The following is a 16,238-nucleotide window of genomic DNA, read 5'->3' on the forward strand; positions in this document are numbered from 1 at the left end:
GTGCCGCCTAGAACGGGATGTCGTCGTCGGAGGAGCCGGAGCCGACCACCGCGAACGGATCGGCGGCCTGCGTGATCGACCGTAGCGTCTCCGAGGGCGCGCGGCCCGCCTCCGAGACCCGGGTGGCCCACGCCGGGAACGGGAACTCCAGGCAGAGCGGCACCGGGATGTCCGGCTGATTGACGAACATCGTGCCCGGCTTGGCCAGCAGCGCCCGCTGCCGTTGGGCGGGCGGCAGGAAGCCGTACTCCGGGCGGGACGCCTCGGCCGGGTCGAGCCGGCCCACCACCCGGATCGCCGAGTTGGTGACGATCCGCCGTTCCACCTCGCTGGCGGTCTGCTGCGCGCCGACCAGGATCACGCCCAGCGAGCGGCCCCGCTCGGCGATGTCGAGCAGCACCTCCTTGATCGGCGACGAGCCCTCCCGCGGCGCGTACTTGTTCAGCTCGTCGAGCACGACGAACAGCAGCGGCTTGGCGGTGCCCGCCTTCTCCTTGCGCTCGAACTCGCTCTTGAGCGTCACACCGACCACGAACCGCTGCGCGCGGTCCGGCAGGTTGTGCAGGTCGACCACAGTCACCTGCGCGCTCTCCGCCGTGTTGATCGAGTGCGGGCGACGGGTCGCCAGGTCACCACGGATCAACCGGCCCAGGTCCTTCTTGCTGCCGATCAGCCGCCGGGCGAACGCGTTCACGGTGCCCAGCCCGACCGCGCTGCCCGCCCACTCGCCGCGCGTCTCGTCGTCGTTGAGCTGCTCGACCACGTGGTCGACCAGATCCGCGTACGAGCCGAGCCGCACCCCGTCGATGCTCACCCCGCCGTCGGCCGGCTGGGCGTAACGGGCCAGGTGCGCGGCCACCGAGTGGACCACCATCGTGTACTGCTGGCGCTCGTCGTCGGCGTCGGCGAACACGTACGGCAGGAGCCGGTCGGCGCAGAACTCGGACAGCGTCCAGTAGAAGCTGTCCACCCCGGTGAGCCGGCTGCTCACATCCGGCGTGCCGGAGGAGTCGCCGACCCGCGGCGGGGCGTACACCCGCACGTCCGGGAACGCGCCGGCATCAAGGCCCAGCTTCGCGTACGCCGCCCGGGTCGGATCGTCGAGCCGGCTGTTCGGGTGGTCGAGGAAGAGCAGGTCCTCGCCCTTCACGTTGAAGATCAGCGCCTTCGCGTTGACCGCGTCGCCGCCCAGCACGCCGGAGCGGAACACCGAGTAGAGCAGGAACGTGGCGAAACTCGTCTTGGTCGCGACACCGGAGATGCCGGAGATCGACACGTGCGCGCCCCGGGTGCCGTCGAGGAAGTCGGCGTTGAGGTAGACCGGCACCCCGTCGCGGCCCATCCCCATCGGGATCCGCCGCTCCATCCGGTCGAAGTGCAGCGCCCGCGCCCGCGCGTCCCCCTCGGCCCGGTGCACCACGGCGCCCGGCGTCGGCGGCACGTAGAACTCCGGGTCGACCCGCGTGGTCGTCACCTCGGCCGCCTCCTGCACCTGCGCCGGCAGCGTGCCGTCGGCGATGGCGAAGACGTCGGAGTCGAACTGCGCCCCCTCGTGCCGGGCACGCACCTGGGTCACCACCCCGGCGATCGTCACCGGCTCCCGGTCGGGCAGGTCGCGGCGGGTCACCACCACGTCGTCCAGCTGCAGGTAGCTGCCCGGCGCGACCGCCGTCCAGAAGGTGAGCGGGGTGGCGTCGGCGGTGCCGAGCACCCGGCCGACACCCTCGCCGGGCCCGTCGAGCTGGTCGTCGGTCATCGGCGGTCTCCGGTCGGCTGGTCGTACCGTTGGCGGTGCACGTCGTGCATCCTGCCCGAGGGATGCGACAGGTTGCCACGCGACGCGGCGGACGCCACGCCGAGCGTGCGCCGAACGGTAGCCGCCCGGATCCGCCCGGCCACGGTGCGTACGTTTCTGCCCGCTCCGGCGCTGTCTCCGGCCCCCGGCCCGGCCGACTCGGTGGAACGTCATGGGTGTCTCCGCGCGCTTCTGACACCCATGACGTTCCACTCGCCCCGCGAACCCCGGGTTGCTTGGCGCGCGAGAGCCGCCCCCAATGTCGAGACCCACGTCCCGCTCTCCGGGACGCTCGGAGATCTTGGTACGAGAGCGCCCTCATAGGGGCCGTTTGGTACCAAGATCTCGGGAGCCGGGAGCCGGGAGCCGGGAGCCGGGAGCCGGGAGCCGGGAGCCGGGAGCCGGGAGCCGGGAGCCGGGAGCCGGGAGCTGGTCAGGCGGCGGGGGCGGATCCGGCGGGGTCGCGGGCGTACCGCAACATGAGCACTCCGTCGGCGGCGGCCAGCACGTGGCGCAGCGGCAGGTGCCGGGGCGGGCTGGCGTCCCCGGCGGTGATCCGGCCCGGGCCGGCGCCGGCGAGCAGCGGCGCCACGGTCAGGCACAGCTCGTCGACCAGGTCGGCGGCGGTGAGCGCGCCGAACAGGTGCGGGCCGCCCTCGCAGAGCAACTGGTCCAGCCCTCGGCGGCGCAGCTCCGCCAGGCCCACGGCCAAGTCGACCCGGCCGCTGCCGTCGACCCGGCCGCTGCCGTCGACCCGGCCGCTGCCGTCGACCCGGTCGGTGCTGGTGACCGGGGCGGTGCCGCAGCGGACCAGGTCGGCGACGTCGGTGAGGCCGGGCGGCGGTACGGCGTCGGCGTGGGTGAGCACGATCGGCCGGACCGGGGCGTCGGCGAATGCAGCCTGGGCCGGGTCGAGGTCGAGTGAGCCGGAGACGACCACGAGCGTCGGGAACTCGGCCAGCCCGCGTTCGCGGCGCCAGGCCCGGCGTTCCGGGCTCAGCCGGACCGCCCGGTAGCCCTCGTGGCGCAGCGTGCCGGCGGCCACCACGAGAGCGTCGCAGAGCATCCGCAGCAGCCCGAAGACCCGCTTGTCCGGCTCGCCGGAGAGCCCGGCGGAGTAGCCGTCCAGAGTGACCGCCCCGTCGGCGCTGGCGACGAAGTTGACCCGCAGGTGCGGGCGGGCCGCCCGGCCGTAGAGCGCGGTGAGTTCCGGATCGGTCAGCGCGCCGGTGACGGGTGCGGGCCAGATCCGTTCGATCGGGGTTCCGACGCTCATTCGCCGGCCGGACCGGTGACCGGAGGGGTGGGTTCGGGGGTACGGTGCTGGCAGTCGCACCACTTCCGGCCAGGACAGTCGTCGTGCCGCCGTTCCCGGCAGGCTCGGCAGATCATGCAGGCAGCCTATGCCGAGGAAGGATGGGACGTCGTGTCGCGTCAGATCTTCCAGCTCATGGTGTCGCTGGCCGGGGTCCGGCCGCGGGTGTGGCGGCGGGTGCTGGTGCCCGGCGGCTACACGCTGGACCGGCTGCACCGGGTGATCCAGCACGCGATGGGCTGGCGCGACTGCCACCTGCACTCGTTCGACGTGGACGGCCGGCAGTACGGCGAACCCGACCCGGACGGCGAGCTGGCGCTGCGCGACGAGCTGGACGTCCGGCTGGACACGGTAGTGGGCAAGAGCGACCGGTTTCGCTACACCTACGACTTCGGGGACTGGTGGGAGCACGACCTGGTGGTGGAGGACTGCTGCGCCGCCGACCCGGACGAGCGTTACCCGGTCTGCCTGGACGGGGAGCGGGCCTGCCCGCCGGAGGACGTGGGCGGCCCGGCCGGGTACGCGGTCCTGCTCGCGGCGTTCGCCGACCCGGCGCACCCGGAACACGTGACGATGCGCGAGTGGGCCGGCCCGGCGTTCGATCCGGCCGCGTTCGACGCCGGCCGGGCCACCGTCCTGCTGCGCCGCTGCTGCTGATCGCGCCGCCCGCGCGCCGCTGATCGCGGGCCCCGAGGAGGGGTCGCCAGCGGCGCGGTAACGAAATGGGAACGCTCCCAACGGTCTATTGACACCCCTGTCACCTCCCGGCAACCTCATGGGAGCGCTCCCGAGAGTGGTGCGGATCTCCCTCCTGCCCCGCTCCGGCCCGCGCGAAACGCACCCCCCACCACACAGCAGATATCGCCTCACCACCGAAAGAGGGGTCTCGGATGAGCGTCCCAATCCGTCGTCGGCGGTTCGCGGCCATCGCGCTCGCGTCCGTCGTCGTGCTCGGCACCACCGCCGCCTGCGGCGACGACTCGGACAGCGGCGACAGCGGCAGCGGCGACGGCCCGATCACGCTGGTCGTCGACGTCTTCGGCGACCAGGGCTTCGGCTACGAAGAGCTGTACAAGCAGTACGAAGCGGAGCACACGAACGTCAAGATCCAGGAGCGGGGCAAGGGTCTCGGCCTCGGTGACTACAACACCCGTCTGACCCAGCAGATCACCGCGGGCTCGGGCGCCGGTGACGTGGTGGCCCTGGAAGAGGGCACCATCGTCCAGTTCTACGCCCAGGCCGACAAGTTCGTGAACCTCGCCGACCACGGCGCGAACGACCTCAAGGGCAACTTCCTGCCGTGGAAGTGGGAGCAGGGCACCACGCCCGACGGCAAGGTGCTGGGCCTCGGCACCGACGTCGGCTCGATGGCGCTGTGCTACCGCAGCGACCTGTTCAAGGCCGCCGGGCTGCCCACCGACCGCGAGCAGGTCGGCGCGCTCTGGCCGACCTGGGACGAGTTCATCGCCACCGGCCAGAAGTTCGCCGCCGCCGACAAGAAGCACAAGTTCGTCGACTCGGCGACCAACTTCTACAACGTGGTGCTGATGCAGGTCGCGGGCCAGGGCAGCGGCTACACGTACTACGACAAGAGCAACAAGATGGTCATCGACCAGAACCCGGACGTGAAGACGGCGTACGACCTCACCACCAAGATGATCGCCGCCGGGCTGTCCAACAACCTCCAGTCGTTCTCCAACGAGTGGAACGCCGGCTTCAAGAACGGCACCTTCGCCACCATCGCCTGCCCCGCCTGGATGACCGGTGTCATCAAGGGCCAGGCCGGTGACGCGGCGGCCGGCAAGTGGGACATCGCCAAGGCGCCGGGCGCCGGTGGTAACTGGGGCGGTTCCTTCCTGGGCGTGCCGAAGTCGAGCAAGCACCAGAAGGAGGCCGCGGAGCTGGCCAAGTTCCTGACCAGCGCCAAGGGTCAGATCGGCGCGTACAAGGCGGTCGGCAACCTGCCGTCGAACCCGCAGGCGCTCACCGACCCGGCCGTCGCCGACTCGACCAACGACTACTTCAGCAAGGCCCCGGTCGGCAAGATCTTCGCAGCCGGCGCGACCGAGCTGAAGCCGGTCTACCTCGGCCCGAAGAACAACGCGGTCCGCACCGCCGTGGAGAACACGCTGCGCGCCGTGGAGCAGGGCAAGTCGGCCGGCGAGCAGTGGCAGGCGGCCCTGAAGAACGGTGCGGCCGCCGGTAAGTGACCGGTTGAGCCGCCCGCGGGTGGCGTCGGCAGCCCATGCTGCCGGCGCCACCCGCGGTGCCCGCAGAGTCCGGCGTCGCCCGTGTGGCGGGTGACGCCGGCCGAGGAGAAGGACTCCCCATGAGCCTCGACCTGCACGCCGCGGCGCCGCCCGAGCCCGGCGCGCCGCGCTCCGCACGTCACACACGCCGCCGCGCCGCCTCGATGACCCGGCTGGACCTGAAGTACTCGCCCTACCTGTACGTCCTGCCGTTCTTCGTGATCTTCGCCGTGTTCGGCGTGTACCCGATCGCGTACACGGTCTGGATCGCGCTGACCGACCGGTCGCCGCTGAACCCGACGATCTCCTTCGTCGGGATGGACAACTTCGTCGAACTGATCACCGAGGACCCGCAGTTCTGGAATGCGGTGGTCAACACGTTCGGCATGTTCGCGCTCTCCACAGTGCCCCAGTTGCTGCTGGCGCTGATGCTCGCCAACGCGCTGAACCGGAAGCTGCGCGCGCAGACGTTCTTCCGGATGGCCATCGCGATGCCGATCATCACCTCGACCGCCGTGGTCGCGCTGATCTTCTCGATGCTCTACGCCAAGGACTTCGGCCTTGTCAACTGGCTGCTCGACAGCATCGGCCTGGACCCGATCGACTGGCGGGCGAACCGCTTCGCCTCATGGTTCGCCATCTCCACCATGGTCGACTGGCGGTGGGTCGGCTACAACGCGCTGATCTACCTCGCCGCCATGCAGTCGATCAGCAAGGACATGTACGAGGCCGCGGCGCTGGACGGCGCCTCCCGGCGGCGGCAGTTCTGGTCGATCACGGTCCCGCAGCTGCGCCCCACGATCATCTTCACGCTGATCATCTCCACCATCGGCGGCCTTCAGCTGTTCACCGAGCCCCTGCTGTTCACCAGCGGCTCGGGCGGTCTCTCCGGTGGTTCGGAGGGGCAGTTCCAGACCATCACGATGTACCTGCTCGACGTGATGAACCAGCGCTTCCGGTGGGGGTACGCCGGAGCGGTCGCGCTCGTGCTCTTCGTGCTCATCGCGTTGATGTCGGCGATCAACTACCTGCTCGCCCGCCGCATCAGCTCCGACAAGTGAGGTGACGAGATGACGACCACCGCGGTCCGCCCGCCCACCCGGCACAGCGCGCCGGTGAAGACCACCCACCGGGCCGAGCGGCTCTGGAAGGCCAGCCCGCTCACCATGATCGGCCTGATCTTCGGCGTGCTGCTCTCCCTGTTCCCGTTCTACTGGATGATCGTGATCGCCAGCCGGACGAACGACGCGGCCAACTCCTGGCCGCCGCCGTTCCTGCCCGGCGGCAAGCTCGGCGAGAACATCGAGCGGGTGCTCGCCAACAGCGACGCCAACATCCTCAAGGGCCTGATGAACTCGTTCCTGGTCGCCGGGACGATCACCGTCGCGACGGTGTTCTTCGGCTCGCTGGCCGGCTTCGCGTTCGCCAAGCTGCGCTTCCGGGGCAAGAACGCGCTGCTGCTGATCATCCTCACCTCGATGATGGTGCCGATCCAGCTCGGCGTGCTGCCGCTGTACATCCTGATGGCCAAGCTCGACTGGCTGAACACCATGCCGTCGGTGACCGTTCCGTTCCTGATCGGCGGCTTCGGCATCTTCATGATGCGCCAGTACGCCGAGCAGGCGGTACCGAACGAGTTGATCGAGGCGGCCCGGGTGGACGGCTGTTCCACCTGGCGGGTGTACTGGCACGTGGTGGCGCCCGCGCTGCGTCCGGCCGCCGCGGTGCTGGGTCTGCTGACCTTCATGGAGCAGTGGAACCAGTTCTTCTGGCCGTTCGTGGTGCTGGCGGACCCGTCCAACCCGACCGTCCAGATCTCGCTGCGCAGCCTCAACACCGCCTACTTCGCCGACAACTCGCAGATCTTCGCCGGTACGTTGATCGCGACCCTGCCCCTGTTCGTCGTGTTCGTTCTGTTCGGCCGCCAGATCATCGGCGGCATCATGGAAGGCGCCGTCAAGTCGTGAGCAATCCAGCAAGCCCGCCCGCCGTCGGTCTCCTCGACGCCGGTCCGGCCCTGACCTTCCCGCCGGACTTCCTCTGGGGCGCGGCCACCGCCGCGTACCAGATCGAGGGCGCGGCGGCGGAGGGTGGCCGTGCGCCGTCGATCTGGGACACCTTCAGCCACACCGAGGGGCGGACGGTGGCCGGGCACACCGGCGACGTGGCGTGCGACCACTACCACCGGATGCCGGACGACGTGCGGTTGATGGCCGACCTGGGGCTGCGGTCGTACCGCTTCTCGGTGAGCTGGCCGCGGGTGCAGCCGGGCGGCACGGGCGGCGTCAACCAGGAGGGCATGGACTTCTACCGCCGCCTGATCGACGAGCTGCTCGGCCACGGCATCGAGCCCTGGCTGACGCTCTACCACTGGGACCTGCCGCAGCCGCTGGAGGACGCGGGCGGCTGGCCGGCCCGGGACACCGCCGGCCGGTTCGCCGAGTACGCGCATCTGGTCGCCGACGCGCTCGGCGACCGCGTCAAGTACTTCACCACGCTGAACGAGCCGTGGTGCTCGGCGTTCCTCGGCTACGGCTCCGGCGTGCACGCGCCGGGCCGCCGCGACGGCGCGGACGCGCTGCGGGCCGGGCACCACCTGATGCTCGGTCACGGCCTGGCCGTGCAGGCGGTCCGCGCGGTCCGCCCGGACGCGCAGCTCGGGATCACCGTCAACCTGTACCCGGTCACCCCGGCGACCGACTCGGCGGCGGACGCCGACGCGGCCCGCCGGATCGACGCGCTGGCGAACCGGTTCTTCCTCGACCCGGTGCTGCGCGGGGCGTACCCGGCGGACCTGGTCGCCGACGTGCGCCAGATCACCGACATGGGGCACGTGCGCGACGGTGACCTGGCGACCATCGCCACGCCGCTGGACATGGTCGGGATCAACTACTACAGCCGGCACGTGGTCGCCGCGCCGGTCGAGGGCGCGGAGCCGGAGCCCTACTGGCGGGCGCCGTCCTGCTGGCCGGGCAGCGAGGACGTCCGGTTCGTCACCCGGGGTGTCCCGGTGACGGACATGGACTGGGAGATCGACGCCCCGGGCCTGGTGGAGACGCTGGAGCGGGTCCACCGGGAGTACACCGACCTGCCGCTCTACGTCACCGAGAACGGCTCGGCGTTCGTCGACGAGCTGGTCGACGGCCGGGTGGACGACCCGGACCGGCTGGCCTACTTCGCCGCGCACCTGCGGGCGGCGCACGCCGCGATCGAGGCCGGCGTGCCGCTCAAGGGCTACTTCGCCTGGTCGCTGATGGACAACTTCGAGTGGGCCTGGGGCTACACGAAGCGGTTCGGCATGGTCTATGTCGACTACGACAGCCAGGCCCGGATCGCGAAGTCCAGCGCCAGGTGGTACGCCGACGTGATCCGACGCAACGGACTGCCCGCACAATAAGCTGGGCCAGCCAGTAACGGGCGGCCCGGCGCCGACGCCTCAATCGGTGCCGGGCCCGCCCGACCGTCGGAGGAGCAACAGACGATGACAACGCAGCGCACCCGCTCGCTCGGGCGTCCGACCCTCGACGCGGTCGCGGCCCGCGCCGGCGTCGGGCGCGGCACTGTCTCCCGCGTGGTCAACGGCTCGCCGCAGGTCAGCCCGGAGGCCCGGGCCGCCGTCCAGCAGGCCATCGCCGAGCTGGGGTACGTGCCGAACCGCGCCGCCCGTGCGCTGGTCACCCAGCGGACCGACTCGGTGGCCCTGGTCGTCTCCGAGTCGGGGGAGCGGGTCTTCACCGAGCCGTTCTTCGCGGCCATCGTGCGGGGCGTCAGCTCCGGGCTGGTCGAGACGCCGATGCAGCTCTGGCTGGCCATGGTGCAGTCGCCGATCGAGCGGGAACGGGTCGAGCACCACCTGACCAACCAGCACGTCGACGGCGTGCTCCTGCTCTCGCTGCACGACGCCGACCCGCTGCCCACGCTGCTGGAGGAGCGCGGCCTGCCGACTGTGCTCGGCGGCCGCCCGGCGCGGATGCTGCACCCGAACGCCCAGCCGGCGTGGTTCGTCGACATGGACAACGTCGGCGGCGCGCGGCAGGCGGTGGAGCACCTGTTCCGCCAGGGCCGCCGGCGGGTCGCCACCATCGCCGGCCCGCAGGACATGGGCGCCGGCCTGGCCCGGCTCTCCGGCTACCAGGAGGCCGTCCGGGCGTCCGGCGGCCGGATCGACCCGGGCCTGATCGCGTACGGGGACTTCAGCGAGGGCAGCGGCACCGCCGCGATGCGCCGGCTGCTGGACGTCTGCCCGGAACTGGACGCCGTGTTCGTCGCCTCCGACCTGATGGCGTTCGGCGCGTTGCGCGCGCTGCGCGAGGCGGGCCGCCGGGTGCCCGAGGACGTCGCGGTGATCGGCTTCGACGACGCCCCGATCGCGCGTCAGGCCGAGCCGCCGCTGACCACCGTGTTCCAGCCGGTGGAGGAGATGGGCCGGCAGATGGCCCGGCTGCTGGTCTCCCGCATCCGCGGCGAGGAGGTTCCCTCGCCGCACGTGCTGCTGGACACCGAGCTGATCCACCGCGCCTCCGCCTGACCACGCCCGGCGGGAGCCGGTCAGGAATAGCGGCGCAGCTCCCGGCGGGCCAGCGAGGCGCGGTGCACCTCGTCGGGGCCGTCGGCCAGGCGCAGCGTGCGGGCCGCCGCCCACAGCTCGGCCAGTGGGGTGTCCTGGCTGACCCCGGCTCCGCCGTGCGCCTGGATCGCCTTGTCGATCACCCACTCGGCCATCAGCGGCGTGGCGATCTTGATGGCCTGGATCTCGGTGTGCGCGCCCTTGTTGCCGACGGTGTCCATCAGCCACGCGGTCTTGAGCACCAGCAGGCGGGCCTGCTCGATCCGGACCCGCGACTCGGCGATCCACTCGCGTACCACGCCCTGTTCGGCGAGCGGGCGGCCGAACGCGACCCGGTCGAGCACGCGCCGGCAGAGCAGCTCCAGGGCCCGCTCGGCCATGCCGATCAGGCGCATGCAGTGGTGGATCCGGCCGGGGCCGAGCCGGGCCTGGGCGATGGCGAACCCGGTGCCCTCCTCGCCGACGAGGTTCTCCGCCGGCACCCGTACGTCGGAGAAGTCGATCTCGGCGTGCCCGCCGTGCGGGGCGTCGCTGTAGCCGAAGACGCGCATCCCGCGGCGTACCGTCACGCCGGGGGTGTCCCGGGGCACCAGGATCATGCTCTGCTGGCGGTGCCGGTCGGCGTCCGGGTCGGTCTTGCCCATCACGATGAAGATCTCGCAGCGCGGGTCCATCGCCCCGGACGACCACCACTTGCGGCCGTTGATCACGTAGTGGTCGCCGTCGCGGGTGATCCGGGTGCCGATGTTCGTCGCGTCGGAGGAGGCCACCTCCGGCTCGGTCATGCAGAACGCGGACCGGATCTCCCCGGCGAGCAGCGGCATGAGCCACTGCTTGCGCTGCTCCTCCGAGCCGAACTCGGCGAGCAGCTCCATGTTGCCGGTGTCCGGCGCGGCGCAGTTGAGCGCCTCCGGGGCCAGGTGCGGGCTGCGGCCGGTCAGCTCGGCCAGGGGCGCGTACTGCAGGTTGGTCAGGCCGGCGCCGTAGCGGGCGTCGGGCAGGAACAGGTTCCACAGCCCGCGCTCGCGCGCCTGCGCCTTCAGCTCCGCCATCACCGGCGGGCGGGCCCACGGGTCGCCGGCCGCGAGCACCTGCGCGTGGTGCACCGGCTCGGCCGGGTACACGCACTCGGTGAGGAACGCCTCCAGCCGCTGCCGCAGCTCGACCGTCCGGTCGTCGTACGCGAACTCCATCTAGCTCTCCCTCACCGCGTGCAGCCCGTGTGCCACGAGCGGCGCCACCATGTCGCCGATCCGGTCGAAGCCCTCGCCCAGGGTCTGGCCGAGCGTGTGCCGGTAGTGGATGCCCTCGCAGATCACCGCGAGCTTGAAACAGCCGAGCGCCACGTGCCAGTGCAGCGGGCCGACGTCGACGTCGCTGCGCCCGGCGTACCGCTCGATCAGCTCGGCCCCGGTGGGGAACCCGGCGCGCGGCCCGATGCCGTCGGCCACCGGGTTGCCCTCGCCGTGGTCGCTGTCGCCGAGCACGTCCCAGTACGTCAGCAGCAGCCCGAGGTCGGCCAGCGGGTCGCCGAGCGTGGCCATCTCCCAGTCGAGCACCGCCCGCACCGCCGGCGGGTCGACGGTGGCGAGCAGATTGTCCAGCCGGTAGTCGCCGTGCACGATCCGGCCCGCGTTCGCGCCCTCGGGCACGCTGGCGGCCAGCGCGTCGCGCAGCTCGTCGATGCCGGGCAGCGGCCGGCTGCGGGACCGGTCGAGCTGGCCGGCCCAGCGGCGTACCTGCCGGGCCAGGTAGCCCTCCGGACGGCCGAAGTCGGCCAGCCCGACCTCGGCCGGCTCGACCCGGTGCAGCGTGGCGAGCGTGTCCATCATCGCCATGGCGAGGTCGCGCCGCTGCGCCGGCGTCAGCGCGTCGGTCTGCTCGCGCCGCCGGTAGACCTCGCCGTCGACCTTCGCCATCAGGTAGAACGGCGCGCCGATGACGCTCTCGTCGGCGCAGAGCGCCAGCGCCTCCGGCACCGGTACGCCGGTCGGCGCGAGCGCCGAGATCACCCGGTGCTCCCGGGCCATGTCGTGCGCGGTGGCCAGCACGTGCCCCAGCGGTGGCCGGCGCAGCACCACCTCGCGGTCACCGGCGCGCAGCAGGTAGGTGAGGTTGGACTTGCCGCCGGCGATCAGCCGCGCCGACAGGGGGCCGGTCAGGTCCGGCCGGTGCGCGGCCAGGTAGGTGGCGAGCCGGTCGAGGTCGAGCCCGCGGGGTGCCGAGCCGGCCGAGAGCCGGGCAGCGGCGGCCGGATCGGTCATCCGATTAGTTGATGGCAGCTCAGCTTTGTTGTCAAGGTCGGGGTTTTCCCGGCGGGACATGCCGCTGCAACAGGGGCGAAATGGTCAACCGGCAGGCTGGGCCCCAGCCTGTCGGCCGCTCGGCCGGCCCGCCGAGCGGAGGGGATCAGACATGCTGCTGAGAGTTCGGGTGACCCTGCCGGACCGTCCGGGCACGCTCGGCCAGGTGGCCCGGACACTCGGCGTCTCCGGCGCCGACATCGTGCAGGTGGTGGTCCTGGAACGGCTCGGCGGCCGGGCGGTGGACGACTTCACTGTGGTGTGGCCGGGCGCGGCGCGGGTGGAGCGGATGCTCGCCGGGCTGGCCGCGATCCCCGGCGTGCGGGTGGACGGCGTGTGGCGGGCGATCGGCGCGCCCACCACCACCGGGCAGGACGCGGAACTGCTCGCCCAGGTGGCCGCCAACCCGGCCGACGGGGTGGCCACGCTCGTCGACGCGGCACCCGGGCTGCTCGCCGCCGACTGGGCGGTGGCCGCCGTCGTACCCCTGGACTGGGCCTCGCGCAGCGGCGAGGCGGGCGTCGCCGCGATCGGGCACGCGAGCTGGCGGGCCCCGGCGCCGCCCCGGCTGCCGGAGGTGACCCCGCTGCGGGCGCGGGCCATGACCAGCCCGGAGGGGCACCACTACGCGGTCGCGCCGTTCGGCCGGGCCGGCCTGGTGCTGGTGGTCGCCCGCGACCACAGCGAGCCACTGGCCGCGGCCGGGTTCCACTCCACCGAGGTGGACCGGCTCGCCCAGATCGTCCGCGCCGGCGCGGTGATCCTCGGCGACCGGCTGGACCTGGTCGGCACGCCACCCGTGACCACCGTCACCTGACCGGACGGGCCGCGTCACCCCGGGGCAACGGGCCCGCAACAGGGGCACGGCATGGTCGGTGCCGAGGAAGGGAGACAACCATGGCGCTGTGGCGGATCCGAGCCACCGTGGACGACCGGCCGGGTTACCTGTCGGTGCTCACGGCGAGCCTCGCGTTGCGCGGGGTCAACATCCTCAGCGTGCAGGTGCACACCACCGAGGCCGGCGCGGTCGACGACTTCCTGGTCGACGCGCCCGAGCAGGTCACCGAGGCGGAGCTGCGGGCCGCCGTGGAGCGCGGCCGGGGCCGGGACTGCTGGGTCGCGCGCAGCGAGGCGCGCGGGCTGGCCGACGAGCCGACCCGGGTGCTCGGGCTCGCCGGACGGCTGGCCCGTGACCCGGAGGCGACCGGCGCGGCGCTGCGCACGCTGCTCGGCGCCGACACCGTGACCTGGCGTCCGACGCCGGCCACCGCGCCGGGCGGGGTGGGCGGCACGACCATGGCGCTCGCGGACCCGGCCGGCGGGGCGTACGAGCTGTGCCGCCGGGAGCCGAGCTTCACCCCGGCCGAGTACGCCCGGGCGCAGGCAGTGGTCGAGCTGGCGGCGATGCTGGCCCGCCGGGACACCGAACGGGTCACGCTGGTGCTGCCCGACGGCGGGGAGGTGTCGGTGCGCGCGGCGACGGCCGAGGACGTGCCCGGCGTACGCGAGCTGCACGCGGCCTGCTCGCCGCGCAGCCGGCAGCGGCGTTACCTGAGCGGGGCGGCCGACCCGGCGCCGGCGCGGCTGCGCCGGCTGCTGGAGCCGGTCCGGGGCGTGACCCTGCTCGCGACGGCGGGCTCCGGCGGGGCGGCGGAGCCGGTCGTGGCGATGGCGAACCTGCTCGGTGAGGGCGACGAGGCCGAGGCGGCGCTGCTGGTGCGCGACGACTGGCAGCGCCGGGGCCTGGGCTCGGCGCTGCTGCGCCGCCTGCTCGGCCACGCCGACCGGGCCGGTTACGCCGCGGTGCTGCTGCACGTGCAGGCCGAGAACACCCCGATGCTGCGGACGCTGCGCCGCCTGGACCGGCCGGTGGCGTTGGAACGCGACGGCGCGGTGCTGACCGCGACGCTTCCGCTGGTTCCCGCGCCGTCGACGGGCGAGCCGGCGTCCGGCGGTGACGCGGTGACCGGCGCACCGGCGGTGGCCGGTAGCGGCGCGCGTGCCGGCGCGGTCGTGCCGGCGCAGCGGCCGGGATGAGCTGACGGCCGTCCGACCGGACCACGGAGGTGAGCCGCAACGGCGCGGCACGCCCGAGGGGTCCGGCCGGAGGGCCGCAACCGGCGCGTTCGCGCGCCACCCGGACCGACCTCCGATGCGGGGGACGGTGACACGGCGGGGCCCCCGATGCGGGGGCCCCGTCCGTGTTCGCGGGGATCAGGTGGCGGGGTAGCTGCTGTAGTCGGGGAAGTTGCCGTAGAGCCGGCCGTCTCCGCCCACCGTCACCGCCTGCACCAGCAGGTCGCCGCCGACGAACGCGCCCTTCCAGGAGGCGCCCCGGCCGCCGAACGGCTCGTCCCGGTCGCCCCGGGAACGGGGCTTGTTGATGCCCACCTTGAACGCCTGCAGGTCCACCGCCAGCTTGCCGGCCAGCTCCTCGTCGTCGCAGGCCAGCGACGCCACGAGCGCGCCGTTGGAGGCGTTCATCGCGGCCAGCAGCTCGTCGGTGGTGTCCACCACCACGATGGTGTCCACCGGGCCGAACGGCTCGGCGTGCATCAGCCGGGACCGGCCGGGCGGGGCCAGCAGCACGGCGGGCGCGACGTACGCGGACGTGTCCTGCCCGTCGAGGAACGGTGCGCCGTCGAGCTTGCCCCGGTGCAGCGGTACGGCGCCGCCGCGTACCGCCTCCTCGACCTTGCGGCGCAGCTCCTCGGCCTTGGCGGCGCTGATCAGCGGACCGAAGTCCAGCTCCGGCAGCGGGTCGCCGGCCCGCCACGTCTCGTCGACCGCGAGCGGGTGGCCGAAGCGGATCGAGCGGACCACGGGCAGGTACATGTCGAGGAACTCGTCGACGAGGTCGCGCTGGACCACGAACCGGGGGTACGCGGTGCAGCGCTGCTTGCCGTACTCGAAGCCCTTGCGCAGGTGCGCGGCGAGCGAGTCCCACTGGGAGAAGTTCCAGATGCCCCAGGCGTTGAGGCCCTCCTGCTCGATGAAGTGCCGCTTGTCGCAGTCGAGCAGCGCGGCGGCGACCTTGCCGCCGTTGGAGCGCCCGCCGACGAAGGCCACCGCGCCGATCTCCGGCGCGCGGACGAGCACCTCGGACAGTTCCTCGCCGCTGCCGGACAGCAGGGTGGCGGGCAGTCCGGCGCGGCGCATCAGCGCGTGGGCGACGGTGAGGCAGACCGCGCCGCCCTGGGACGGCGTCTTGGCGATCACCGCGTTGCCGGCCAGCAACTGCACCAGCTCGGCGTGCACCAGCACGCTCATCGGGTAGTTCCAGGAGGCGATGTTGCTGACCGGGCCGGGCAGCGGCTCCCGGCCGTCGGCGAGCATCCGCTCGATCTCGTCCACGTACCAGCGCACGCCGTCCAGCGCCCGGTCCACGTCGGCGCAGGCCAGCCGCCACGGCTTGCCGATCTCCCAGACCAGCAGCAGGGCGAGCAGGTCGCGGTGCCCGGTGAGCGCGTCCAGCGCGTCGGTGACGCGGGCGACGCGCTCGGCCAGGGGGGTCTGCGCCCACTCCCGGTGCGCCGCCGCGGCGTGGGCGACCGCGCCGCGCGCGGCCTCGGCGTCGAGCCGGGCCAGGTGGATGAGGACGGTGTTGTCGACAGGGGTACGGACCGGCGCCGGTGTGCCGAGCGCGCGCCACTGCCCCTGGACGAGATTGTGGAGCGTGGGCACGCCGTCGGAGGTGGTGTCGAAGGCCTCGGGGGTGGCGGCCACCGCCCGGGCGAGCGTGTCGGACCAGGAGGTGCCCTCGGCGAGTCGTAGAGCCATCGCGATCTCCTCAGTGTCGTCCGGGGAGCGGCGGCGTCGATGGCACCGCAGGTGAGGCGTACTGTCGCGCGGTGCCGAGCGGGCGGGCAACCGTACGCTCGTATGCCAGGACGGCGGCGGCCTGGACGGGGTCGTCCGCGGCGCGTTCGTCGTCACCGCGATGCCGCTGAGCTGGGAACGAGTCGGCTCGATATCGAGCTGTATCGATGGTGTGATTCAGCTCCCGTTT

The 16,238-nt window shown here is 72.7% G+C and carries 13 protein-coding genes; 8 read left to right on the plus strand and 5 right to left on the minus strand.

Annotated elements, in window-relative coordinates:
• Positions 1 to 7: 7 nt before the first annotated feature.
• Both A8711_RS24310 and A8711_RS24315 read right to left on the minus strand, forming a co-directional pair.
• The gene (locus tag A8711_RS24310) at positions 8 to 1,756 is read right to left on the minus strand and encodes an ATP-binding protein (RefSeq protein ID WP_043325613.1); all 1,749 of its coding nucleotides are present in this window, start codon (positions 1,754 to 1,756) and stop codon (positions 8 to 10) included.
• A gap of 472 nt (positions 1,757 to 2,228) precedes the next feature.
• Positions 2,229 to 3,071: a pyrimidine reductase family protein gene (locus tag A8711_RS24315; RefSeq protein WP_069089400.1), complete on the minus strand. Its 843-nt coding sequence runs from the start codon at positions 3,069 to 3,071 to the stop codon at positions 2,229 to 2,231.
• A 150-nt stretch (positions 3,072 to 3,221) separates the two neighbouring features.
• Here A8711_RS24315 and A8711_RS24320 point away from each other — a divergent pair, with 150 nt between their 5' ends.
• The 6 genes from A8711_RS24320 to A8711_RS24345 all read left to right on the plus strand — a co-directional run bounded on the left by A8711_RS24320 (position 3,222) and on the right by A8711_RS24345 (position 9,887).
• Positions 3,222 to 3,767, plus strand: coding sequence for a plasmid pRiA4b ORF-3 family protein (locus A8711_RS24320; RefSeq protein WP_069089401.1), 546 nt, complete (start codon positions 3,222 to 3,224; stop codon positions 3,765 to 3,767).
• Positions 3,768 to 4,000: 233 nt separating this feature from the next.
• Positions 4,001 to 5,320, plus strand: a complete 1,320-nt coding sequence (locus A8711_RS24325; RefSeq protein WP_043325608.1) for an ABC transporter substrate-binding protein — start codon at positions 4,001 to 4,003, stop codon at positions 5,318 to 5,320.
• Positions 5,321 to 5,439: 119 nt separating this feature from the next.
• A complete protein-coding gene (locus A8711_RS24330) occupies positions 5,440 to 6,420 on the plus strand; it encodes a carbohydrate ABC transporter permease (protein ID WP_043325606.1) in 981 nt (326 codons plus the stop codon).
• Between the two features lie 105 nt (positions 6,421 to 6,525).
• On the plus strand, positions 6,526 to 7,326 hold the full coding sequence (locus tag A8711_RS24335; protein WP_197494916.1) for a carbohydrate ABC transporter permease: 801 nt from the start codon (positions 6,526 to 6,528) through the stop codon (positions 7,324 to 7,326).
• Positions 7,323 to 8,756 carry a GH1 family beta-glucosidase gene (locus A8711_RS24340; protein ID WP_043325603.1) on the plus strand — a complete coding sequence of 478 codons (1,434 nt, stop codon included), beginning with the start codon at positions 7,323 to 7,325 and terminating at the stop codon, positions 8,754 to 8,756. The genes A8711_RS24335 and A8711_RS24340 overlap by 4 nt, the downstream gene beginning before the upstream one ends.
• A gap of 84 nt (positions 8,757 to 8,840) precedes the next feature.
• A complete protein-coding gene (locus A8711_RS24345; RefSeq protein ID WP_043325601.1) occupies positions 8,841 to 9,887 on the plus strand; it encodes a LacI family DNA-binding transcriptional regulator in 1,047 nt (348 codons plus the stop codon).
• Positions 9,888 to 9,907: 20 nt separating this feature from the next.
• Here A8711_RS24345 and A8711_RS24350 read toward each other — a convergent pair whose 3' ends face one another.
• Both A8711_RS24350 and A8711_RS24355 read right to left on the minus strand, forming a co-directional pair.
• Positions 9,908 to 11,119: an acyl-CoA dehydrogenase family protein gene (locus tag A8711_RS24350; RefSeq protein ID WP_069089402.1), complete on the minus strand. Its 1,212-nt coding sequence runs from the start codon at positions 11,117 to 11,119 to the stop codon at positions 9,908 to 9,910.
• Complete coding sequence (locus tag A8711_RS24355; protein ID WP_069089403.1) at positions 11,120 to 12,190, minus strand: phosphotransferase family protein; 1,071 nt, start codon at positions 12,188 to 12,190, stop codon at positions 11,120 to 11,122.
• Between the two features lie 151 nt (positions 12,191 to 12,341).
• On the opposite strand from A8711_RS24355, the gene A8711_RS24360 reads away from it, so the two are divergent.
• Both A8711_RS24360 and A8711_RS24365 read left to right on the plus strand, forming a co-directional pair.
• Entirely contained in the window at positions 12,342 to 13,046 is a 705-nt protein-coding gene (locus tag A8711_RS24360) for an amino acid-binding protein (protein ID WP_069089404.1), read from the plus strand.
• A gap of 80 nt (positions 13,047 to 13,126) precedes the next feature.
• A complete protein-coding gene (locus tag A8711_RS24365; protein ID WP_233607854.1) occupies positions 13,127 to 14,266 on the plus strand; it encodes a GNAT family N-acetyltransferase in 1,140 nt (379 codons plus the stop codon).
• Positions 14,267 to 14,443: 177 nt separating this feature from the next.
• Here A8711_RS24365 and A8711_RS24370 read toward each other — a convergent pair whose 3' ends face one another.
• Entirely contained in the window at positions 14,444 to 16,009 is a 1,566-nt protein-coding gene (locus A8711_RS24370; RefSeq protein WP_043325594.1) for an aldehyde dehydrogenase family protein, read from the minus strand.
• Between the last annotated feature and the right edge of the window lie 229 nt (positions 16,010 to 16,238).

This window comes from Micromonospora sp. II, assembly GCF_001709195.1.
GTDB lineage: Bacteria > Actinomycetota > Actinomycetes > Mycobacteriales > Micromonosporaceae > Micromonospora > Micromonospora chalcea.